The following is a 20,503-nucleotide window of genomic DNA, read 5'->3' as shown; positions in this document are numbered from 1 at the left end:
CCCAAATAAGCAGTTCAGAGTTTGTAGGCCCGTTTCGCCAGGCCGTAGGTCAGGTCACGCGCCACCTCGGGGGCCTCGTCTTCCGCAAGACGACCCGTGGCGACCAGCGTGGCCAGATAGGAACAATCCACCCGGCGCGCGACGTCGTGGCGCGCGGGGATCGAACAGAAGGCGCGGGTGTCGTCGTTGAACCCGACCGTGTTGTAGAAGCCCGCCGTTTCCGTCGTCATCTCGCGGAAGCGGCGCATGCCTTCGGCGCTGTCGTGGAACCACCATGCGGGACCAAGCCGCAGGCAGGGCCAGACGCCGGCCAAGGGGGCCAGTTCGCGCGCATAGGCGGTCTCGTCCAGCGTGAACAGGATCACCGTCAGGCGCGGGTCCATGCCCACCGCGTTCAGCAGCGGGCGCATCGCGGTCACGTAATCGGTGCGCCCGGGAATGTCGAAACCCTTGTCGCGGCCGAACATGGCCATGACCTGATCGGAATGGTTCCGGCGCGATCCGGGGTGGATCTGCATGACCAACCCGTCCTCAAGGCTCATGCGGGCCATTTCGGTCAGCATGTGGCCGCGGAAGGCGTCGGCTTCTTCCGCGGTGCAGATGCCGCGCAAGGCCTTGTCGAACAGCGCCGCCGCATCGGCCTGAGGCAGATCCTCGGTCCGGGCGCTGGCGTGGCCGTGATCGCTGGAGGTTGCGCCATGTTCGATGAAGAACGCCCGCCGCGCCCGATGGGCGTCCAGATAGCCCGCCCAGGTCGTCGTGTCGAAGCCAGTCTGCTGGCCCATCAGGGCGACGTTGTCGGCGAAACCCGCCATCTCGGGGTCGATGACGCCATCGGGACGATAGGCGGTGATGACCCGTCCCTGCCAGCCGCTGTCGCGGATCATCGCGTGCCAGCGCAGGTCGTCGGTGGCAGCCTCGGTCGTGGCAATGGCCTCGATGTTGAACCGCTGGAACAGGGCGCGGGGGCGGAATTCGGGCTTGGCCAGACATTCCGCGATATGATCGTAATACCAGTCGGCGGTTTCGGCAGACAGGCGCCGGTCGATGCCGAAGACGTCCTGGAACGCATGGTCCAGCCACAGACGCGACGGCGTTCCGCGCAGCAGGTAATAATTTTCTGCGAACCGCTGCCAGATGCGGCGCCCGTCGGCCTCGGTCGACCCGCCATCCACACGCGGCACGCCCAGGTCGGTCAGCGGCACGCCTTGCGAACACAGCATCCGGAAGACGTAATGGTCGGGCGTGACGAACAGCTGCGCGGGGTCGGGAAAGGGCTGATCCTCGGCGAACCAGCGCGGATCGGTATGGCCGTGCGGGGACAGGATCGGCAGTGTCCGCACGGTCGCGTAAAGGTCGCGCGCAAGGTCGCGAACACCTGTTTCCGTTGGAAAAAGCCTGTCTTCGTGCAAAAGCGCCACCAGTTGATCCCCTGCCCTGCTTGTCTTGGCTGTGGTCAACTAATATGCTAGTTTACAAATTGCGTCAACAGGAGCCGCATATGTCCCCTTCAAGCCTCAAGGCCTTGCCAAGCATGGATGAACTGCGGCCCCGCACGGTGACCGATCAGATTTTCGACGTGCTCTATGACCGCGTGGTGAACCTGACCCTGCCCCCCGGCACCAAGCTGTCCGAATCAGAGGTGGCCGCGCAGATGAACGTCTCGCGGCAGCCGGTGCGCGATGCCTTCTATCGCCTCTCGCAGCTGGGCTTCATCCAGATCCGCCCTCAGCGCGCCACCACCGTCGTGCCGATTTCGCAAGAAGCCGTGCTGCAGGCCTATTTCATCCGCAGCGCTCTTGAGGAACAGACCATCCGCCATGCCGCGACCACCTTGACGCCGGCGCATCTTTCGGATCTGAACGCGCTGCTGGACAGGCAGGAGGCCGCGATCAAGACCGACAGCTTCGCCGAGTTCCATGCCCTGGACGATCAGTTCCACCACGACATCTGCAAGGCGGCGGGGCTGGAGTTTGTCTGGGCGCTGGTGCGGGACAACAAGGGCCACATGGACCGCGTACGCTATCTGAGCCTGACGTTCGGGGCCGAATTCGCCTTCAGCGAACATCGCACCATCATCGCGGCCCTGCAGGACCGCGACCCCGATGCCGCGGCGGCGGCCATGCGGGGGCACCTTGGCCATATCAGCGACATCCTGGCACGCCTGCGCATCGACCGCCCCGAGGTCTTTGGATGACCCCCTTCAGGGGATCGTGAAGCGATAGTCGGTGGCACGGCGATAGGTCTGCCCCGGTCGCAGGATGACATCGGGATAGCCTGCGCGACCGATCGCATCGGGCCAGGCCTGCGTTTCCAGCGCCAAACCGGCACGCGGCCCATGGACACGCCCCTCCAGCCCCGCGAGCCCCGCGAGCCCGTCGAAATGGGCGCCGTCATAGACCTGCAACCCGGGTGCATCGCTGTGCACATCCATCCTCACGCCGCTGGCCCCCTGCAAGGTCGCCACGCAACGCATCCCCCCGCCGTCCGGAGGGCAGAAGTTGTGGTCGATGCTGACGCCCGCCAACCGGCGCGGCTGCCGGAAATCGAACTCGGTCCCCGCGACAGGCTGCGGCGCGCCCAAGGGGATAAGATTTGCATCCACCGGCAGATAGGATGCCGCGGGAACCTGCAGGCGGTGACGGTCGATGTCATCGCTGCCATCGAGGTTGAAGTAACCGTGATGGACGATGTTGCAGGGCGTGGGCGCGTCGGTCGTGGCGGTGATGCCGATATGAAGCGCATCGGGACGCAGGGCGATCACGGCATTCATGGTGATCCTGCCGGGAAAGCCCATATGTCCGTCCGGCAGGGTCAGCGACAGGCAGACCTGATCGGGTTGCACATCGCTTGCCTGCCAGATCTGCACCGCCGAACCGTCGCGCCCGCCATGCAGGCAGTGACGCCCGCGAAAGTTCCTGTCCAGATGGCAATGCCTGCCATCCACCACCGCGCGCCCCTGCGCGATGCGATTGGCGCAGCGCCCCACCAAGGCGCCGACATAGAGCCCGCCCTGCAGGTAATCCGCGACATTCGCACAGCCCAGCACCAGCGGATGCGCGACCTTGTCATGACGCAGGTCCTGCACGATGCCCCCGAGGGTCAGGACCTGCGCCTGCATCGGACCGTTCCGCAGCGCGATCACCTGAACGACGCGACCGTCGGGCAATTCGATATCGGGCATGCGCTTTCCTTTCCACCGCATCGTTCAGACGTCTTGATGGCCCATTCCGGCATCCTCGGAAAGAGCAAGTCTGGCGGCCACCTGCGCGACCAACCGCGCCACGCCTTCGACCCGTGCGGTCATGGGCCGATCCTTGCGGCTGACAAGCCACAGCTGGTGATGACGCTTGTGGGGCAGATCGGCGATGCGCAGCATGGCCCTGTCCGGGTGGGTCTGGAACCCGCTGCGCGGTAGCAGCGTATAGCCGATGCCCTGCACCACCGGCGTCGGGATCTGGCCGATCTGGTTGACGAAGGCGCGCTGATGCAACCCCTCGGCCCCCGTGAACCGATCCGGATAGTTCAGGGCAAACAGCTCATCGGCATAACCGAAGCCGTCGGGATGGGCGATGAACCCCGCCTGTTGCAGATCATGAAAGGTTGGTCTGGGGTTCTGATCGGCGGGGATGACAAGACACAGCTGTTCCTGCCCCAGATGGCGTGCGTCAAGACGCGGATGGGCGGGGTCGTGACCCAGAACGCCCAGGTCGACCCGTCCCTCGTGCAACCCTTGCAGCACGCTGGCCTGAGGCGCCGCGTCCAGCCTGATCGACAACCCCGGTGCCTGCTGCATCAGCGGCAGCAGCGCGGGCATCAGCGGCAGCGCGAAGCTGCCTGAACAAGCTATACGCACATCGCCCTGATGCGGGTCGTCGGTCTGCAGCGCCTGCATCAGCTGGCGCTCCTCCTCGCGCCGAGATTGCGCCAGTTGCAGCACGGCCTCGCCCGCGGCGGTCAGGGTAAACCCTTTCCCCTGTCGGATGATCAGCGGATGGCCCAGCTGCGCCTCCAGCTTGCGCAGGTGCTGCGACACGCCCGGTTGCGTCATCCCAAGGTTCTGCGCCGTCTTGGTGAAATGCCCCGTCCGGCACAGTTCGGCAAAGGTCCGCAGCCAAGCCGCATTCAGCATCATGACGATCCGTTATCAAAACCATGCCGAATGATAATTTCACATATGGGATGACGATGTCTAGCTGAGGGTCAGCAGAACGAAAGGATATCACCATGAACCCGACACCCCGCAGCTTTTCGCATATCGGTCTTTCGGTCCCCGAGCTGGACGCCGCCGTCAAATTCTATTCCGAGGTGATGGGCTTTTATACCATCATGGAGCCGACCGAGGTGACCGAGGATGACAGCGACATCGGGCAGATGTGCACCGACGTCTTCGGACCCGGTTGGAACCGCATGCGCATCGCCCATCTGGCGACCGCAGACCGCATCGGTTTCGAACTGTTCGAATTCGACGGCAACGAGGCGCCCGAGGACAACCTGCCCTTCCGCCGCCACGGCACCTTCCACTTCGCCATTCAGGACCCCGACCTGGAAGGTCTGCTGGCCCGCATCGTCGCGGCAGGTGGCAAGCAGCGGATGCCCGTGCGCGAATACTTCCCGGACGAAAAGCCCTATCGCATGGTCTATGTCGAGGACCCCTTCGGCATCGTCTTCGAGATCTACAGCCACAGCTACGAGCTGACCTATTCCGCCGGCGCCTATTCCTGACAGCACAACGAAAAAGGGCGGCCCTTGCGGACCGCCCTTTCAACAGAGAGACGACTGATCGGGTGATCAGAAGCCGTAGACCACTGCCAGACCGAGCGAGTTGTCGGTGCGGATCTTGCGGTTTTCCTGGTATTCCGTGGTGTAGCTTGCACGGGTTGCCAGCTGCTCGGACAGGCGGAAGTTCACGCCGAACTCGTTGGTGATGACGTCGTCGGCATCGCTCGACCCCAGATAGTCGGTGTCGTTGGTGATGAAGACGTTCTCGTTGATGCGGTGGTACAGACGCGAGGACGCGATGTAGCCGACCTCGGTGTCCGAGCTGTCGCTGACGGTGTTGCCGTCGAAATCACGGCCGGCATACTGGGCACCGGTCTGCGTGTAGCGGACGCCGACACCGGCCTGAACGCGCCAGGTGGTGGTGGGGGTGTTCAGAACGCGGTAACCCGGACCGAAGCCCAGGAAGGCGTCGCGGCGCAGATCGCTGAATTCGGCTTCGAAGTCATCAGCCGACTGCGCATCGCTGTCACGCTCGCCGTCGACCAGACCGTTCTGGCTGATGCGACCCAGGGCGAAGGCATAGAACTGATCGTTGAAGTAGTACTGCGCGTCGTAGATCGCGTTGGCTTCTTCCTGATCCTTGTCGCCGTTTTCGTCTTCGCCGAATTCGATCGACAGGCCGACGCTCTGGGCGAACTGGCCCTGATTGTAGTTCACGCGGCCAGCGACGGCCAGATCCTGGTTCTCGTTGTTGCCGGTGCGGCCCGAGTAGCTGAGCGACATGGTGCCGAACAGGCCCTGGCGGCGGTCTGCGGGACCGAAACGGTCGGCGTCGACGGCGCGGTCGAAGCTGTCGGTGACGTTGTCTTCGATGTCGGTGATGCGGTCATCGATGGCCGACACGCCGGTTGCATCTGCACCGGTGGCGATTTCGCTTTGGGCAAAGGCAGGGGCCGACAGTGCGGCAAGAATGGCGGCGGTGCCGGTCAGCAGCGTAACTTTTTTCATGTCATGTCCTCACGAGCTGAGTTTGGAGTGTCCCGTCCCCGACATGGGCCCGGTGCATCTCTGCTGGTGGATCAATTAACGAGTGCCCCTGCCGGTTCAAAGGCCTAACGCCGGAAACGCCTGCTAGCGGAAATGTGAGCAGCCTCGGCCTTGACAATAAATGGCAGAAACTTGCCGAAAAACCACTGAAACATAAAGTGATGCAACCAATTGCCCATTCTGCCAAGTGCCGCGCATGCGGGCGCAATTCGGTGTTCCGGTTTGGAAGATGGGTGACCTTACGTTACATGCAGATTGAAACATCACCGTGACTGTTCAATTTTCAGGCAGTGAAATGCAGCGCTGACGACAGCGTGATTGTTGCACAGATACCACGGTCGCTACGTCATCTTGCAGCCGGGCCACGGGGCAAATGTGCAGGCTTGGGACCCAGACTGACGCAACATGGGCCAAAATCAAGAAAAAAGGCCCGGACCTTCACGGGTCCGGACCTTTTCGTTGTCAGGTTCCAGGTCGGATCAGTCGAACGAGTCGGGCTGCAGCGACCGTGCCATGTGGTCGAGGACGGCATTCACGAACTTGGATTCCTTGCCCTCGGCGAAGAAGGCCTGCGTCAGGCGGACGTATTCGGTGATCACGACGCGGAAGGGTGCGCGGTTCAGGACCAGTTCGGCCCCGGCGGCACGGAAGACCGCGCGCAGCACCGGATCGATCCGCTCGATCGGCCATTTCGCGACCAGCCCCTTGTCGGTGGCCTGGTCGATGCGCGATTGCCACATCACGGCGTGATCGACGATACGCTCGAACAGCTCCTCGTCGGCCTGGGCCGTCGGACCATCGCGATCCTCGAAGTCGATGCGATAGTTGCGGAATTCACGCGTCACGCGGTCGGAGGCCTGACCCATCGCCTCCATCTGGAACAGCGCCTGAACGGCATAGAGCCGCGCCGCGCTGCTGAGCGTCCGGCGGTCGGGGCGCTTGGCGCCCTCGTGTTCGATATCGCTCATGCTTTGCCTTGCCCTTCCAATTCGCCCGCCAGGCGGATCACATCATGCGGGGCGGCGGCGTCCTTGCGCGTGCCTGCCCATCTGCGGGACAGCGCGACCAGATGCAGCGCCGCTGCGGCCGCCCCGCCCCCCTTGTTCTGTCCATCCGGATCGGCACGGACCTGGGCCTGGCCCAGGTTTTCCACCGTCAGGATGCCGTTGCCGATGCAGACGCCCTGCAGCCCCAGCAGCGTCAACCCGCGCGAGCTGTCGTTGCAGACCGTGTCGTAATGCGTCGTTTCCCCGCGGATCACGCAGCCCAGCGCCACAAAGCCGTCATAGTGGCCGCTGCGCGCAGCCATGCCCACGGCTGTCGGAATTTCCAACGCGCCGGGCACTTCGATGACGTCGAACACGGCACCGGCCTGTGCCGCGGTTGTACGGGCGCCCGCCAGCATCCCGTCGGTGACGTCCTTGTAATAGGGCGACACGACGGCCAGCAGCCGCACCGGCGCGTCAAACTGCGGCAATGCCAATTCGTGATGTTGCGTGTTCGAGGCCATGTCTCAATCCTTGGGGATAGGCCGGGTGGAATGGATGGAAAGGCCGTAGGCGTCAAGCCCCACCACCTTCACCGGCGCGGAATTGGTCAGAAGGATCAGTTGCGACAGGCCCAGCGCCGACAGGATCTGCGCCCCCAGCCCATATTGACGCAGAGTATGGGGCCCGGCTTCGGTCGCATCGACGATGGCATGGGTCAGATCGCGGATCAGGACGACCGCGCCGCGGCCTTCCTCGGCGATGGCCTTCATGGCGGCACCGATGCTGCCCGATGCCTCGCGTCCGACACCCAAGACATCATGCAGCGGGTCCAGCGCGTGCATGCGCACCAGCACGGGTTCGTCGCCCGTCACGTCGCCCTTGGTCAGCACGATATGTTCGGTGCCCTGCGTCTGATCGGCAAAGACCCGCATCGTCCAGTCGCCCCCGAAGGCCGAGGTGACCTGACGTTGGCTGCGTTCCACGATCAGGTTGTCGTGACGGCGACGATAACGGATCAGATCGCTGATGGTGCCGATCTTCAGGTCGTGGCGTTTCGCGAAATCCACAAGGTCGGGCAGACGCGCCATGCTGCCGTCGTCGTTCATGATCTCGCAGATGACGCCCGAGGGGTTCAGGCCCGCCAGCCGCGAGATGTCGACCGCAGCCTCGGTATGGCCCGCGCGGACCAGCACGCCGCCGTCGCGGGCGCGCAGCGGAAAGACGTGGCCGGGGGTCGCAATGTCTGTGGCGCCCTTCGACGGGTCGATCGCAACGCTGACGGTGCGGGCGCGGTCGTGCGCACTGATGCCCGTGGTCACGCCCTCACGCGCCTCGATGGAGGCGGTGAAGGCGGTCTCGTGGCGGCTGGAGTTCTTGGGGCTCATCAGGGTCAGACCCAAGGCCTCGATCCGTTCGGCGGTCAAGGACAGGCAAATCAACCCGCGTCCGTGGGTCGCCATGAAATTGATCGCATCGGGCGTCGCCATCTGGGCGGGAATGACCAGATCGCCCTCGTTTTCCCGATCCTCGTGGTCGACCAGAATGAACATGCGACCGTTGCGGGCCTCGTTGATGATCTCCTCGGTGGGGGCGATCACCGCCGACAGATCGCTTTCGACCGGACCGGGTTCTTCGAATTTCATCTGGCTGTCCTTTGATGGCCCTGTCGGCGGGGTGGGTTATCCGGCTTCGGCAAGCCGCGCGACATAGCGGGCCAGCGTGTCGATTTCCAGGTTCACGGCGTCACCTTCACGGGCGTCGCCCCATGTGGTGACCTGCTGGGTATGGGGGATCAGGTTGATGCCGAAACGATTGCCCTCGACCTCGTTCACAGTCAGCGAGGTGCCGTTCAGCGCGACCGATCCCTTGGGGGCCACAAAGCGGGCCAGTTCGGGCGGCGCCTCGAAGGTCAGGCGCAGGCTGTCGCCATCGTTCACCGCCGAGACGATCCGCGCCACGCCGTCGACATGGCCGCTGACGATATGGCCGCCCAGCTCATCCCCCACGCGCAGCGCCCGTTCCAGGTTCAGGCGCTGGCCGACCTGCCAGCCGTCGCTGCCGATGTTGGTCTTGGATAGCGTCTCGGCCGAGATGTCGACATCGTACCAGTCGTCGCCCTTGGCCACCACGGTCAGGCAGACGCCGTCCGAGGCGATGGATGCCCCCATGTCCACGCCCGACATGTCATAAGCGCAGCCAATGCGCGCCCGCATGTCGCCGCGCATCTCGACCGCGCGAACGATGCCGATATCCGTGATGATCCCGGTGAACATAGCCATCCCTTTCCGTCTTTGCGTTTGACCTAGGCCATCACCCCTGCCCGATCAAGCACCAAGCCCGCGCCGATGGAATGATCGGCATTTGCATCATTGGCAAAATTCGCTGGATCGAGGGCCGGCTTCATGGCATCCCATGATGTAACGTATCGGTGAGGATACGACCCTGTTGCAAGTTGCCCTTTCAATGATCCGGTATGATCCGCAGACCGTCAGCGCCGCCAAGGCCGATCCGCCCTCGGGCGCGACCGGAAAGGTGGATGTGGCTGGCGGCCGCGAAGGGCGCGTCTTCCTGATGCTGCAGGGGCCGCATGGTCCCTTCTTCGACCGGCTGGCGCGCCTGCTGCGGGCCACGGGCGCCGAGGTCTGGCGCTGCGGCTTCAACGCCGGCGACGAGTTTTTCTGGAGCGACAAGCCACGTTTCATCCGCCACGAAGGCAGCGTGCTGGAATGGCCCGATCACCTGGCCGCGTTGATCCGCGACAAGGGCGTCACCGACATCGTGCTTTACGGCGACGTCCGTGCCATCCACGACACAGCCCGGTCGCAGGCCGCCGCGAACGGCATCCGCTTTCACGTCTTCGAGGAAGGTTACCTGCGCCCCTATTGGATCACCTATGAACGGCACGGGTCGAACGGCAACTCGGCACTGTTGGGCATCGGCCTGGCCGAGATGCGCGCCGCCCTGCGCGAACAGATCAACGAGGTTCGCCGCCCCCCCGCCCATTGGGGCGACATGCGCCAGCACAAGTTCTATGGCGCCTTCTATCATTTCCTGATCCTGATCGCGAACGGCCGCTATCGCGCCTATCGCGGGCATCGGGCCATTTCGGTCGTTCAGGAATTCCGGTTGAACCTGCGCCGCTTCGTGCTGGCCCCGGCCTACAACATCGGGCGGGCGGTCCAATGGCGGCGGCTGCGGCTGTCGGGCTTTCCCTATGCGCTGGTCCCGATGCAGCTTGAACACGATTCGAACTTTCTGGGCCATTCGCCCTTCACGAAGAACGCGCAGTTCATCCAGCAGGTCGTCGCGGCCTTTGCCCGTTCGGCCCCCCGGCATCATCACCTGGTCTTCAAGGCCCACCCGCTGGAGGATGGGCGCGCGGGAAACCGCAAGGCCATCCGCGCCGCAGCCGAGGAGGCGGGCATCGCCGAACGCGTGCATTACATCCGCGGCGGCAAGCTGGCCGAGATCCTGTCCCATGCCCGTGCCGTGGTGACCGTCAATTCCACCGCAGCCCAGCAGGCCCTATGGCGCGGAATCCCGGTCAAGACCCTGGGGCGCGCGGTCTATGAAAAACCGGGGCTCGTGTCCGAACAGACACTGGACGATTTCCTGCAATCGCCCGATGCACCCGATCCGCAGGCTTACCGCGTCTTTCGCGATTACCTGCTGCAGACCAGCCAGGTGCCCGGCGGATACTATGCCGGAAGGTCGCGCGCCCATGCCCTGCGGCAGGTGGCAGACATGATGCTGTCGCCCGAGGACCCCTATCAGGCGCTGGCATCGGGGCGAACCCTTCCGCGTCAGCAGCTTGGCGATCGGGACGGATGATGCCGCAATGGCAATATTCCGTGGCCTGCCGCGTGCAGGAACGCTAGAATGACAACGAACCGGTCGACAAAGACCGGAACTGGATAACAGGAGTAAGCGAGGTGACAGTTTTGTTTCGGTTCAATGCCCCGGTAAGGCTGCTTCTGATTGCGTCGATGACACTTGTCTCGGCCTGTGCGCTGCCGCGTTCGGGCCCCAACAAGAGCGAGATCTTCGATGGCGCGGTCGAACGCGGCGGCAACACTCAGGTGATCTATGTGAATGATCACGTGACCAGGGCCGCCAATTTTGCACCCTCCTACGGTTTCTCGAACAGCTTCCGTTCGGCCGGTCAGGTCGGGGCGGACGAAATCCGTGCGGGCGACGTTCTGGGTCTGTCGATCTGGGAAAACGTCGATGACGGCCTGCTGGCATCGCTTGGCAGCAGCTCGACCCAGCTGACCGAGATCCAGGTGGACAGCGCGGGGTATATCTTCGTGCCCTACGCGGGCCGCGTCCGCGCCGCAGGCAGCACCCCCGATCAGCTGCGCCAGACGATCACGCAGCGCCTGTCCGCGCAGACCCCCGATCCGCAAGTGACGGTGCAGCGCATGGCAGGCGACGGCGCGACCGTTTCGGTCGTCGGCAGCGTCAGCGCGCAGGGCGTCTATCCGATCGAACGCCCGACCCGCAGCCTCTCGGCGATGCTGGCGCGCGCAGGCGGCGTCGCCATCGCCCCCGAGGTTGCCGTCGTCACCGTCAAGCGCGGCAACGACAGCGGTCGGGTCTGGCTTACGGATCTTTATGCCAGCCCCTCGAACGACATCGCGCTGCGTCCGGGCGACCTGATCGTGGTCGAGGAAGACCAGCGCAACTTCACCGCGCTTGGCGCCCTTGGCGGCCAGACCCGCGTGCCCCTGGGCAATGAGACCATCAACGCAGCCGAGGCGATCGCCATGGTCGGCGGCCTGAATTCGACACTTGCCGACCCGACCGGTGTCTTCGTTCTGCGCAACGAACCCGAATCCGTGGCAAGCCGGGTGCTGGGCAAGCCGGTGATCGGTTCGCAGCGTTTCGCCTATGTGCTGGACCTGACGCGCCCGAACGGGCTGTTCCTGGCCCGTGACTTCGTGATCCGCGACGGCGATACCGTCTATGTGACCGAAGCGCCCTATGTGCAGTGGAAGAAGACCCTGTCCGCCGTCACCGGCAGCGTGGCCACGGCCGACAGCCTCAGCTCGATCGGCAATTGACCTTTCGATGACAGGTGAAGACGACAAGGCCGCCGGGACCCCTCGGCGGCTTTGCATTTACAACCTCGGGTTCCTGAACCGCCCGCGGTTGGCGCGCATCCTGAGGCTGGCCGGATGGCGTCCTGTCATCGGCCTGCCCCGGGCGGGACAGCCCGTGGGCATCTGGGGCGCAAGCCCGACGGCGTGGCGCGGCAAGGCCGTCGCGGAACGCTGCGGCAGCCCCTTGATCACGGTCGAGGATGCCTTCCTGCGTTCGATCCTGCCCGGTCGCAGCAAGGGGGCGCTGGCGCGTCGCGGCCCCATCGGCCTGCTGATCGATCCGGTGGGGCTGCATTTCGACCCCACCAAACCCTCGCGGCTGGAACAGCTGGCGCAGCGACCGCTGACGTCCCATCAGATCGCGCAGGCGGAAATGGCGCTGGAGCGACTGCGGGCGCTGGACCTGTCGAAATACAACATGCACGACCCGGAGCTTGCGCCGCCACCGCCGGGGTATGTTCTAGTCGTCGACCAGACGCGGGGCGATGCCTCGTTGCAGGGCGCGGGTCGCGAGCGGTTTCTGCAGATGCTGACCGCCGCGCGCGATGAAAACCCCGGGAAGCGCATCGTCATTCGCACCCATCCCGAAACTGCCGCCGGACTGCGCGCCGGGCATCTGGGGCGCGATGACCTGCGACCGGGCGACCTGATCAGCGATGGGCCGGTCTCACCCTGGCGGCTGGTCGAAAATGCCGATGCGGTCTATGCCGTCAGCTCTCAGTTGGGATACGAGGCTATGCTGGCGAGTCATCGGCCACGCCTGTTCGGTCAACCCTTCTATGCGGGTTGGGGTCTCAGCCGTGACGAATTCCCCCTTCCCGTCGGGCGGCGCGGTGCCGCGACATGGCAGGCTCTGTTTGCCGCCAGCCATCTTGACGGTCCGACCTGGTATGATCCCTGCCGCGACCGGCTGACCGATTTCCACGGCGCATTGGACCAGATGCAGGCCGAGGTGCGCGCCTTCCGTCAGGACCGCCACGGCCATCTGGCCTATGGCATGCGGCTGTGGAAACGCCGCTTCATATCGCGCGAGTTCGGCGATGCGGCACCCTTGCACTTTGCGTCGGAACCTTCGGCGCAGGTGACGCTGGCATGGGCCGGACATGCCGCCGCCGTCCCCCAGGCCACGCGGGTCGAGGACGGCTTTCTGCGCTCGCGCGGCTTGGGGGCGGCCCTGACGCCGCCCCTGTCGGTGGTCGCGGACGACATCGGCATCTATTTCGATCCGACTGCGCCGTCGCGGCTGGAACAGCTGATCGCGGATGGACCGCCCCCCGACGGACGGGACCGGGCCAAGCGGCTGATGGCATCCCTGATCGCGGCACGCCTGTCAAAATATAACTTGGCCGGCGCGACCGACCTGCCCCCGCGCGACGGACGCCTGCGCATCCTGGTGCCGGGACAGGTCGAGGATGACGCTTCGATCCTGAAGGGGGCGGGGCGCGAACGGAGCAATCTTGCCCTGCTGCAACGGGTGCGGGCGGAGAACCCCGATGCCTGCATCATCTACAAGCCGCATCCCGACGTCGAGGCGGGGCTGCGTCCCGGCAAGATCGACGCGTCGGCGGCTGACAATGTAGCGCTGCTGGCCGACCCCATCGCGCTGATCGAGGACGTGGACCAGGTCTGGACCATCACCTCGACCTTGGGATTCGAGGCGCTTTTGCGGGGGGTGCCGGTGACGACGCTTGGGGCGCCCTTCTATGCTGGATGGGGGCTGACGCGCGATCTTGGCCCCATTCCGGACCGCAGGCAGGCACGCCCCGATCTGGCGGCATTGGTCCACGCCTGCCTGATCGCCTATCCCCGCTATCGCGATCCGCTGACCGGCCTGCCCTGCCCGGCCGAGGTCGCCGTCCAGCGCCTGCGCGAAGGCGTCAGCGGTCAGCCGCCCAGCCTGCGTTTACTTGCCAAGGCCCAAGGCGCACTGGCCGGTCACGCTTGGATCTGGCGGCGCTAGATCGCCCGCCAGCGGTGGAAAAGGTCGGGACCGATGGTGCGTGTCTCGACCAGCCGGAAGCGCGGGGCATCGGCCAGACGGTCCCACCCGGTCGGCCCGACAAAGGGGCGCGCGTCCGACCCCAGCATCAACCCAGCGCTGTAACCGATGACCTGATCGACGAGGCCAGCCGACAGCAGGCTGGCGGCAAGGCGGCCGCCCCCCTCGCAGAAGACGCGGGTGATGCCGCGACCGGCCAGATCAGCCATGATCTGATCGGGCGGACCTTCGACGCGCCACAAAGGCCCGTGATCGTCGTCCTGCGGCGCAAGCGCGGGCAAGGCCTGACCCGAGACCACGATCCGCACCGGCTGCTGCGGCGTCCGGATGCCGCGCACGTTCAGCTGCGGCAGGTCGGCGCGCGCGGTCATGCCGCCCACCATCACCGCATCATGCTGGGCGCGCAGCGCATGGACATGCGCCCGCGCATCCGGCCCGGTGATCCAGCGGCTTTCCCCGCTGGCCATGGCGATGCGGCCATCGAGGCTGCTGGCCAGCTTCAGCGTCAGGAAAGGCCGCCCGCGGGTGATCCGGCTGAGGAAACCCGCCTGCAACTCGGCGGCCTGATCGGACAGCACGCCCTGGGTCAGTGCGATCCCCGCCGCCCGCAGCATGGCATGCCCCTTGCCCGCCACGCGCGGATCGGGATCGGTCAGCGCGGTCACGACGCGTGCCACACCCGAGGCCGCCAACCCTTCTGCGCAGGGGGGCGTCCGCCCGTGATGGGCGCAGGGCTCCAGCGTCACATAGGCCGTGGCCCCGCGCGCCAGATCGCCCGCCTGATCCAGCGCCATGCGTTCGGCATGGGGCCGCCCGCCCGGCTGTGTCCAGCCCCGACCCACGATGCGGCCATCGCGCACCAGCACGCAGCCGACGGCGGGATTGGGCCAGACATTGCCAAGCCCGCGGCGCGCAAGGCGCAGCGCATGGGCCATGTGGCTGGCATCGCGTGATGGATCAGAGGTCAATCTTGGTGGCGCCGGGGCGCAGTTCGGATACGAATTTGTCGAAGTCATCCGCATCCTGGAAGTTCTTGTAGACGCTGGCGAAACGCACATAGCCGACGTTGTCGATGCGCGACAGGGCCTCCATCACGATCTCGCCGATGGCCTTCGAGGGAATGTCGGTCTCGCCCGTGCTTTCGAGGCGACGGACGATGCCGCTGATCATCTGCTCGATGCGCTCGGGCTCGACCGGGCGCTTCTGCATGGCGATCCGGATCGAACGGGCCATCTTGTCGCGGTCGAAATCCTCACGCTTGCCGTTGGATTTGACGACCACCAGATCGCGCAGCTGCACGCGTTCATAGGTGGTGAACCGCCCCGAGCAGGACGGGCAGAACCGGCGTCGGCGGATCGCCACATTGTCTTCGGCCGGACGCGAGTCCTTGACCTGAGTATCCACGTTTCCGCAAAACGGGCAGCGCATTCCGTTGTCCCTTCGATCCGGCAATCCGCAGCCACTATAGGGATCTTGGCAGGGCTTGGGTAGCACTATCCGTGGCACACAAGATGGGCGTTTCGGAACCTGTGACGTGAAAGCCGCGTTCGAGGGCAGCTTTTCCACGGAATTTCATAGGATTGGAAAGACAATGGCCAAGACCCTGTTCATCACCGGCGCATCATCCGGCATCGGCGCCGCAACCGCGCGAAGCGCCGTCAAGGCGGGCTGGAACGTCGCGCTCTTTGCCCGGTCGGAAGACAAGCTGTCGGATCTGGCGCAGGAACTGGGCGACAAGGCGCTGGTCGTCACCGGGGACGCGACCGACATGCAGGCGCTGACCAATGCCGTCGCCCAAACCACAGATCGTTTCGGCGGCATCGATGCGGCCTTCGCCAATGCCGGGCGCGGGCTGTCCAAACCCGGCACCGAGGCGGGCGATCTGGACGACATCAAGGGCATGGTCGATCTGAACGTCATGGGCGTCATCATGACCGCACGCGCCACCCTGCCGGAACTGCGCAAGACCAAGGGCACGCTGGTCCTGACGGGATCTGCGGCGGGGCGCAGGCATATCTCGGGCTCGATCTATGGGGCGACCAAGTGGTTCGTCCACGGCTATGCGGGCAACCTGGCCGAGGAGATGCGCGAATGGGGTGGCCGTTGTTCGGTGGTGGCACCGGGCATGGTTGATACCGCCTTCTTCGACGACGGCGCGCCCGACAAGCTGCAGGCGCAGGACGTGGCCGAAGCCGTGATGCAGATGATCCAAGCGCCCGCCCGCGCCGTCATCCGCGAAACCTACCTGATGCCGCAGAACTAAAGCGGCTGGAACATCGCCGCGACCTGACGCCTGTGCGGTGCGCGGCGATGTTCGACCAGATAGATCCCCTGCCACCGCCCCAGCATCATCCGCCCCTGCGACACCGGCACCTGCAGGCTGACCGGCAGGACCGAGGCCTTCAGATGCGCGGGCATGTCGTCGGGGCCTTCGTAGCGATGCGTGATCCACCCCATCGACAGATGATCGGCGGGCGGCGCAATCCGGTCCAGCCATCCCAGCAGGTCGACCTGCACATCGGGATCAGCGTTTTCCTGAATCAGCAGCGAACATGAAGTATGCTGCACCATTAGCGTCAGCAGGCCGTCGGCGGCACCGCTGTTCCGCAACCAGTTTCCGACCTCTCGGGTGAATTCGTGGCAGGCGGGGCCTTGGGTGTCGATGGTAAATTCAGTGATCATTCCGCAGCCTCGGGTCCGGACAAGGCCTCATCGTCGCCGCGATCATGGTCCAATGCAATCTGCTTGGAGGTCCGCGCCCCGAGCCCGCGCAGCATCTCGACCTGGCGGATGACGTTGCCCGATCCGCGCGTCAAACGATCCATCGCCTGCCCATGGGCGCGGTTGGCCTGATCCAGCGCCTTGCCGACCCCCTCCATCGCGTCGACGAAACCCGCGACCTTGTCGTAGAGCTGCCCCGCGCGCCTTGCGATCTCCATCGCATTGCTCTCGCGCCGTTCGACCGCCCAGATATGTTCAATAGTCCGCAAAGTCAGCATCAGCGTGGTCGGCGTCGTCAGCCCCACACGCCCCTCCATCGCGAAGGAGGCCAGCGTCGGATCGGCCCGCAGCGCGTCCGAGAATGCGCCCTCGATCGGGATGAACATCAGCACATAATCGACCGAGGCGTCATCCATCCGGTGATAGCCCTTGGCCGACAGCGTCGAGATATGGGCGCGGATCGCGGCGACATGGCGGCGCAGGGCCGCCTGCGCTTCGGCGGGGTCGTCATGGGTCACCGAAACCTCGTAATCGTTCAGCGAGACCTTGCTGTCGATCACCATGACCTTGCCGCGCGGCATCTTCACGACAACATCGGGTCGCCACAGCTTGCCGTCGTCATCGCGCCAGCTGGATTGCAAGTCGTAATGCGTGCCATCCATCAGGCCGGATTCTTCAAGGATGCGTTCCAGCACCATCTCGCCCCAGGCTCCCTGCCGCTGCTTGTCGCCCTTCAAGGCCCGCGTCAGGTTCATCGCCTCGCGTGAGATCTGCTCAGATCGGTTGTGCAGCGACAGGATCTGTTCGCGCAGCCGGGCGGATTCCTCGTCCAGGATCTTATTACGGGTCTGCATCTCGGTCTGGAAGCGGTTCACCTGGTCGCGGAAGGGGTTCAGCAGCGCGTTCAGCTGATCGTTCTGCGCCTGCTGAATCTGCCCTTGCTGCACACGCAGGGTTTCCGCGGATAACAGCTTGAACTGCGCCGTCATCTCGGCCCGCATCTCGCGCAGAGTGGCAATCTCGCGCGCGGCGGCCTCGGCGTCCTTTTCGGCACCAAGGCGATGCTGCGCCAATTGGGTTTCCAGCCGATTGGTAGATTGATGCGCCCGGTGCAGCGCATCGGTCAGGCCGTCGCGCTCTTCCTCAAGCTGCGACAGGCGGTCGGCCAGCAAATCATGCCGCGCCTGCAACTGGCCCAAGGCCACGTCACGTTGGTGCAGTTGAGCTTGCAATGCCGACAGATCGGCGGCGCCGCGACGCTGCTGTCCCGCCGCGCGGAACCAACCCATGATGGCGATCAGCGCGACCACGCAGGCAAATGCCAGCGCTTGACCGCCCTGCCACCAGATCATGTCCTCAAATCCCTGCATCGCCGCACTGTCCCTTGATATTTCGGCCAGTGTTCACTTTTCGTGCCCGGCCTGCAAGGGCAGCCGTCAAATGGCGATGGATACCAGAAAGGCCACCACCGCGCCCGCGTAATCCTGCGGACGCACGGTGGATTTCCCCGAGCTGGCGAACCAATCCATCAACGAGGCGCGATCCTTGTCGGAAAAACGCATCCGCCAATCCTGGAACCGGCGCAGGTCCAATGCGCCCTGATCCAGAATGGTAATATCCTCGTGGCGGTCGTCTTCAAGGATCAACTCGACGACCTCGATCAGCCCTTCCTTGGGGCCTTCCAGCCACTGGAAGAACATCCCGTCCTCGAAGTGCAGGCAGCCCGTCAGGCCAAGCGCCTGATTGCGGTGACGCGCCGAACGAAGAATGTCCTGCGTGTCGCCGCTGCTCAATCCGGGTGCGGCAGAGCTGCGATACAAGAAGTACCCCAGCCCATCGACTTCTCTCAGCTCATTGATCAAGGAAAGACCGCAGCTTTCTGCTGCGCGACGGATGCTTCAGCTTGCGAAGCGCCTTGGCCTCGATCTGACGGATCCGTTCGCGGGTGACGCTGAACTGCTGGCCGACCTCTTCCAGCGTGTGGTCGGTGTTCATGCCGATGCCGAAGCGCATCCGCAGAACGCGTTCCTCACGCGGGGTCAGGCTGGACAACACGCGGGTCGTCGTTTCCTTGAGGTTTTCCTGAATGGCGCTGTCCAAGGGCAGAACGGCGTTCTTGTCCTCGATGAAGTCGCCAAGCTGGCTGTCTTCCTCGTCCCCGATGGGGGTTTCGAGGCTGATCGGTTCCTTGGCGATCTTCATCACCTTGCGAACCTTTTCCAGCGGCATCTGCAGCTTTTCGGCCAGTTCTTCCGGGGTCGGCTCGCGGCCGATCTCGTGCAGCATCTGGCGTCCGGTGCGAACCAGCTTGTTGATCGTCTCGATCATGTGGACCGGGATGCGGATGGTCCGCGCCTGGTCCGCGATCGAGCGCGTAATCGCCTGACGGATCCACCAGGTCGCATAGGTCGAGAACTTGTAGCCGCGGCGGTATTCGAACTTGTCCACGGCCTTCATCAGGCCGATGTTGCCTTCCTGGATCAGGTCCAGGAACTGCAGACCGCGGTTCGTGTACTTCTTGGCGATGCTGATGACCAAGCGCAGGTTGGCCTCGACCATCTCCTTCTTGGCCTGGCGGGCTTCCTTTTCGCCGCGCTGGACCTGCGCCACGATGCGGCGGAATTCCTCGATGTCGACGCCGACATACTGGCCGACCTCGGCCATGTCACCGCGCAGCTTTTCGACCTGGTCGCGCGACCGGTCGAACAGGGCCTGCCAACCGCGACCGGCCTGACCCGACATGCGATCCACCCAGGTCGGGTCCAGTTCGCTGCCACGATAGGCGTCGATGAATTCGCGACGGTTGATGCGGGCCGCATCGGCCAGCTTGACCATGCCGCTGTCGATGGTGACGATCCGGCGGTTGATGCCGTAAAGCTGGTCGACCAGCGCCTCGATGCGGCCGTTGTTCAGGTGAAGCGAATTCACCAGCACGACGATCTCGCTGCGCAGGGTCTGATAGTCGGTTTCCGCCGTGGCCGAGAAGCTGTCGTCCTCGTTCATGGTGGCCGACATGCGCTGATCCTGCATGTCGGACAGACGCTCGTAATAAAGCGCGATGGATTCCAGCGTTTCCAGAACCCGCGGCTTCAAGCTGGCTTCCATCGCGGACAGCGACAGGTTGGCGCCTTCGTCCTCGTCATCCTCGTCGTCGGTCCGCAGAGGATTGCCGTCGGCGTCGTATTCCTCGCGCTTGGTGGTCTCGGCGGCGCCAGAGTTCGCGGTGGTCTCGCTGCCTGCGACGGGAACGACGACTTCCTCGCCCTCCTCGCCTTCCATGGATTGACCAAAGGTGGTTTCCAGGTCGATGACGTCGCGCAGCAGGATGTCTTCGTCCAGCAACTCGTCGCGCCACAGCGTGATGGCCTTGAAGGTCAGCGGGCTTTCGCAGAGGCCCGCAATCATCGTGTTGCGACCGGCCTCGATCCGCTTGGCGATGGCGATCTCGCCTTCGCGCGACAGCAATTCGACGCTGCCCATCTCGCGCAGGTACATGCGGACGGGGTCGTCGGTGCGGTCCAGCTTTTCGGTTTCGGTGGTCGCGACCGCGACCTCGCGGTTGCCGCTGCCGGTGGTGGCCAAGGCGCCGCCTTCGGATTCCTCGGCTCCGTCCTCGTCCTCGATGACGTTGATGCCCATTTCGGACAGCATCGACATCACGTCCTCGATCTGTTCGCTGCTGACCTGCTCGGGCGGCAGGACGGCGTTCAGCTGGTCATAGGTGATGTAGCCACGTTCACGCGCCTCGGCGATCATCTTCTTGACCGCAGCCTGGCTCATGTCCAACGAATGGGCGTTGTCGTCCTTGTCGGTCTTGTCGTGGTCGTCGTCCTTGGCGGCCATCCAGGGCTCCTTCTCGGCGCGGTCTTGGGCAGGCGATTCGGCCGATTTGGCGAATCACTGCAAAATTATATCGTTTCTAG

The 20,503-nt window shown here is 64.6% G+C and carries 20 protein-coding genes; 6 read left to right on the top strand and 14 right to left on the bottom strand.

Annotated elements, in window-relative coordinates; genetic code table 11:
- Positions 1-14: 14 nt before the first annotated feature.
- Positions 15-1,421, bottom strand: a complete 1,407-nt coding sequence (gene uxaC / locus DDE75_RS05560; RefSeq protein WP_108501404.1) for a glucuronate isomerase — start codon at positions 1,419-1,421, stop codon at positions 15-17.
- 113 nt (positions 1,422-1,534) lie between these two features.
- Here uxaC and DDE75_RS05555 point away from each other — a divergent pair, with 113 nt between their 5' ends.
- Positions 1,535-2,197: a GntR family transcriptional regulator gene (locus tag DDE75_RS05555; protein WP_211659305.1), complete on the top strand. Its 663-nt coding sequence runs from the start codon at positions 1,535-1,537 to the stop codon at positions 2,195-2,197.
- A gap of 6 nt (positions 2,198-2,203) precedes the next feature.
- On the opposite strand, the gene DDE75_RS05550 is transcribed toward DDE75_RS05555, so the two are convergent.
- Complete coding sequence (locus tag DDE75_RS05550; protein WP_108501402.1) at positions 2,204-3,184, bottom strand: aldose epimerase family protein; 981 nt, start codon at positions 3,182-3,184, stop codon at positions 2,204-2,206.
- A 24-nt stretch (positions 3,185-3,208) separates the two neighbouring features.
- On the bottom strand, positions 3,209-4,132 hold the full coding sequence (locus tag DDE75_RS05545; protein WP_108501721.1) for a LysR family transcriptional regulator: 924 nt from the start codon (positions 4,130-4,132) through the stop codon (positions 3,209-3,211).
- 95 nt (positions 4,133-4,227) lie between these two features.
- Here DDE75_RS05545 and DDE75_RS05540 point away from each other — a divergent pair, with 95 nt between their 5' ends.
- Entirely contained in the window at positions 4,228-4,725 is a 498-nt protein-coding gene (locus DDE75_RS05540; RefSeq protein WP_108501401.1) for a lactoylglutathione lyase family protein, read from the top strand.
- Between the two features lie 66 nt (positions 4,726-4,791).
- Here DDE75_RS05540 and DDE75_RS05535 read toward each other — a convergent pair whose 3' ends face one another.
- From DDE75_RS05535 to DDE75_RS05515, 5 genes are all read right to left on the bottom strand, one after another.
- Complete coding sequence (locus DDE75_RS05535; RefSeq protein WP_108501400.1) at positions 4,792-5,730, bottom strand: DUF481 domain-containing protein; 939 nt, start codon at positions 5,728-5,730, stop codon at positions 4,792-4,794.
- A 518-nt stretch (positions 5,731-6,248) separates the two neighbouring features.
- Positions 6,249-6,737, bottom strand: a complete 489-nt coding sequence (gene nusB, locus DDE75_RS05530; protein WP_108501399.1) for a transcription antitermination factor NusB — start codon at positions 6,735-6,737, stop codon at positions 6,249-6,251.
- Positions 6,734-7,279, bottom strand: coding sequence for a 6,7-dimethyl-8-ribityllumazine synthase (locus tag DDE75_RS05525; RefSeq protein WP_108501398.1), 546 nt, complete (start codon positions 7,277-7,279; stop codon positions 6,734-6,736). The genes nusB and DDE75_RS05525 overlap by 4 nt, the downstream gene beginning before the upstream one ends.
- 3 nt (positions 7,280-7,282) lie before the next feature.
- On the bottom strand, positions 7,283-8,401 hold the full coding sequence (gene ribB, locus DDE75_RS05520) for a 3,4-dihydroxy-2-butanone-4-phosphate synthase (protein ID WP_108501397.1): 1,119 nt from the start codon (positions 8,399-8,401) through the stop codon (positions 7,283-7,285).
- Between the two features lie 36 nt (positions 8,402-8,437).
- Positions 8,438-9,031 carry a riboflavin synthase gene (locus DDE75_RS05515; protein WP_108501396.1) on the bottom strand — a complete coding sequence of 198 codons (594 nt, stop codon included), beginning with the start codon at positions 9,029-9,031 and terminating at the stop codon, positions 8,438-8,440.
- Positions 9,032-9,221: 190 nt separating this feature from the next.
- Between DDE75_RS05515 and DDE75_RS05510 the strand changes: the two genes are divergently transcribed.
- The 3 genes from DDE75_RS05510 to DDE75_RS05500 all read left to right on the top strand — a co-directional run bounded on the left by DDE75_RS05510 (position 9,222) and on the right by DDE75_RS05500 (position 13,820).
- Complete coding sequence (locus DDE75_RS05510) at positions 9,222-10,589, top strand: capsule biosynthesis protein (RefSeq protein WP_108501395.1); 1,368 nt, start codon at positions 9,222-9,224, stop codon at positions 10,587-10,589.
- A gap of 155 nt (positions 10,590-10,744) precedes the next feature.
- Positions 10,745-11,821, top strand: coding sequence for a polysaccharide biosynthesis/export family protein (locus DDE75_RS05505; protein WP_108501394.1), 1,077 nt, complete (start codon positions 10,745-10,747; stop codon positions 11,819-11,821).
- 7 nt (positions 11,822-11,828) lie between these two features.
- Positions 11,829-13,820: a capsular polysaccharide biosynthesis protein gene (locus tag DDE75_RS05500; protein WP_108501393.1), complete on the top strand. Its 1,992-nt coding sequence runs from the start codon at positions 11,829-11,831 to the stop codon at positions 13,818-13,820.
- On the opposite strand, the gene ribD is transcribed toward DDE75_RS05500, so the two are convergent.
- The gene (ribD, locus tag DDE75_RS05495; protein WP_418304173.1) at positions 13,817-14,875 is read right to left on the bottom strand and encodes a bifunctional diaminohydroxyphosphoribosylaminopyrimidine deaminase/5-amino-6-(5-phosphoribosylamino)uracil reductase RibD; all 1,059 of its coding nucleotides are present in this window, start codon (positions 14,873-14,875) and stop codon (positions 13,817-13,819) included. The genes DDE75_RS05500 and ribD overlap by 4 nt on opposite strands.
- A complete protein-coding gene (nrdR, locus tag DDE75_RS05490) occupies positions 14,817-15,287 on the bottom strand; it encodes a transcriptional regulator NrdR (RefSeq protein WP_072296300.1) in 471 nt (156 codons plus the stop codon). The genes ribD and nrdR overlap by 59 nt, the downstream gene beginning before the upstream one ends.
- A gap of 163 nt (positions 15,288-15,450) precedes the next feature.
- Between nrdR and DDE75_RS05485 the strand changes: the two genes are divergently transcribed.
- Complete coding sequence (locus DDE75_RS05485; protein WP_108501391.1) at positions 15,451-16,122, top strand: SDR family oxidoreductase; 672 nt, start codon at positions 15,451-15,453, stop codon at positions 16,120-16,122.
- Here DDE75_RS05485 and DDE75_RS05480 read toward each other — a convergent pair.
- From DDE75_RS05480 to rpoD, 4 genes are all read right to left on the bottom strand, one after another.
- Positions 16,119-16,541, bottom strand: a complete 423-nt coding sequence (locus DDE75_RS05480; RefSeq protein WP_108501390.1) for a secondary thiamine-phosphate synthase enzyme YjbQ — start codon at positions 16,539-16,541, stop codon at positions 16,119-16,121. The genes DDE75_RS05485 and DDE75_RS05480 overlap by 4 nt on opposite strands.
- On the bottom strand, positions 16,538-17,950 hold the full coding sequence (locus DDE75_RS05475) for a DNA recombination protein RmuC (protein ID WP_108501389.1): 1,413 nt from the start codon (positions 17,948-17,950) through the stop codon (positions 16,538-16,540). Before DDE75_RS05475 ends, DDE75_RS05480 begins: the two co-directional genes overlap by 4 nt.
- Positions 17,951-18,016: 66 nt before the next feature.
- Positions 18,017-18,442 (bottom strand): BLUF domain-containing protein, encoded by a 426-nt coding sequence (locus DDE75_RS05470; RefSeq protein WP_211659304.1) that lies wholly within the window; start codon positions 18,440-18,442, stop codon positions 18,017-18,019.
- Positions 18,432-20,423: an RNA polymerase sigma factor RpoD gene (gene rpoD, locus DDE75_RS05465; protein ID WP_108501387.1), complete on the bottom strand. Its 1,992-nt coding sequence runs from the start codon at positions 20,421-20,423 to the stop codon at positions 18,432-18,434. Before rpoD ends, DDE75_RS05470 begins: the two co-directional genes overlap by 11 nt.
- Positions 20,424-20,503 lie beyond the last annotated feature (80 nt).

The organism is Paracoccus indicus (assembly GCF_003056335.1).
GTDB lineage: Bacteria > Pseudomonadota > Alphaproteobacteria > Rhodobacterales > Rhodobacteraceae > Paracoccus > Paracoccus indicus.
The sequence above is the reverse complement of the archived record's forward strand: the minus strand, read 5'-3'. Positions and strand labels throughout refer to the sequence as shown.

Excerpts from the sequence above, each read along its gene's own strand:
- rpoD (WP_108501387.1), bottom strand. The coding sequence starts at position 20,423 with ATGGCCGCCAAGGACGACGACCACGACAAGACCGACAAGGACGACAAC.
- DDE75_RS05535 (WP_108501400.1), bottom strand. The coding sequence starts at position 5,730 with ATGAAAAAAGTTACGCTGCTGACCGGCACCGCCGCCATTCTTGCCGCA.
- DDE75_RS05525 (WP_108501398.1), bottom strand. The coding sequence starts at position 7,279 with ATGGCCTCGAACACGCAACATCACGAATTGGCATTGCCGCAGTTTGAC.
- DDE75_RS05550 (WP_108501402.1), bottom strand. The coding sequence starts at position 3,184 with ATGCCCGATATCGAATTGCCCGACGGTCGCGTCGTTCAGGTGATCGCG.
- DDE75_RS05485 (WP_108501391.1), top strand. The coding sequence starts at position 15,451 with ATGGCCAAGACCCTGTTCATCACCGGCGCATCATCCGGCATCGGCGCC.
- DDE75_RS05555 (WP_211659305.1), top strand. The coding sequence starts at position 1,535 with ATGGATGAACTGCGGCCCCGCACGGTGACCGATCAGATTTTCGACGTG.
- DDE75_RS05540 (WP_108501401.1), top strand. The coding sequence starts at position 4,228 with ATGAACCCGACACCCCGCAGCTTTTCGCATATCGGTCTTTCGGTCCCC.
- DDE75_RS05510 (WP_108501395.1), top strand. The coding sequence starts at position 9,222 with ATGATCCGGTATGATCCGCAGACCGTCAGCGCCGCCAAGGCCGATCCG.
- DDE75_RS05545 (WP_108501721.1), bottom strand. The coding sequence starts at position 4,132 with ATGCTGAATGCGGCTTGGCTGCGGACCTTTGCCGAACTGTGCCGGACG.
- DDE75_RS05515 (WP_108501396.1), bottom strand. The coding sequence starts at position 9,031 with ATGTTCACCGGGATCATCACGGATATCGGCATCGTTCGCGCGGTCGAG.
- DDE75_RS05505 (WP_108501394.1), top strand. The coding sequence starts at position 10,745 with ATGACACTTGTCTCGGCCTGTGCGCTGCCGCGTTCGGGCCCCAACAAG.
- ribD (WP_418304173.1), bottom strand. The coding sequence starts at position 14,875 with ATGACTTCGACAAATTCGTATCCGAACTGCGCCCCGGCGCCACCAAGA.
- nrdR (WP_072296300.1), bottom strand. The coding sequence starts at position 15,287 with ATGCGCTGCCCGTTTTGCGGAAACGTGGATACTCAGGTCAAGGACTCG.
- DDE75_RS05500 (WP_108501393.1), top strand. The coding sequence starts at position 11,829 with ATGACAGGTGAAGACGACAAGGCCGCCGGGACCCCTCGGCGGCTTTGC.
- DDE75_RS05480 (WP_108501390.1), bottom strand. The coding sequence starts at position 16,541 with ATGATCACTGAATTTACCATCGACACCCAAGGCCCCGCCTGCCACGAA.
- nusB (WP_108501399.1), bottom strand. The coding sequence starts at position 6,737 with ATGAGCGATATCGAACACGAGGGCGCCAAGCGCCCCGACCGCCGGACG.
- DDE75_RS05475 (WP_108501389.1), bottom strand. The coding sequence starts at position 17,950 with ATGCAGGGATTTGAGGACATGATCTGGTGGCAGGGCGGTCAAGCGCTG.
- ribB (WP_108501397.1), bottom strand. The coding sequence starts at position 8,401 with ATGAAATTCGAAGAACCCGGTCCGGTCGAAAGCGATCTGTCGGCGGTG.